This is a genomic window from Paraburkholderia phenoliruptrix (assembly GCF_019511605.1).
Taxonomy (GTDB): Bacteria; Pseudomonadota; Gammaproteobacteria; order Burkholderiales; family Burkholderiaceae; genus Paraburkholderia; species Paraburkholderia phenoliruptrix_A.
The window spans coordinates 1-461 of sequence record NZ_JAEUAV010000071.1; the positions used below are offsets into that span (position 1 = coordinate 1).

General features: G+C 61.6%; 1 pseudogene. It reads right to left on the reverse strand.

The window, feature by feature from the left end:
• Window positions 1-325: pseudogene (locus JNB89_RS30800) on the reverse strand (hypothetical protein); the annotation flags it as partial.
• Window positions 326-461 lie beyond the last annotated feature (136 nt).

A 461-nucleotide genomic window follows, 5' to 3' on the forward strand; every position in this document is an offset into this window, starting at 1 on the left:
GGTCGGCATTCGGGACTTCAAGTCTTCGCAACACTGCGCGCAACGCCTTGATCCCGTCCTCATCTTCAGACTGAAGGATGACGGTGAAGGTATGTCGGGTTCCGAAGCGCACCATGCAGGGCACAAACGGGGCCACGAGCATTTCAAGAACTGCCTCGAGCCGCGTACCGGAAAGCAGCACGTCGTCGGCTGCCTCGCCCGTCGCGCTCTGCCGACCGGCGGATAGGGCCAGCATCTTCCCTTCATTTCGCGGTTCACTGCCTTCAAGTCCAAGCATGCGTTCGGCGAGATCTTTCTCCGGAGTCAACGTCACGCTTTCGAGCATGGCGACGCACCCCTGCGACCAAGCCCGCCACCGCGCCCGGCGTCGCCGACACAGGAAGTTCCATATGTCCACGGCGCCTGTGTGATCCTCATGTCCTGCGTACACACACACGCACAGAAGACCGCTACCGAGCAGC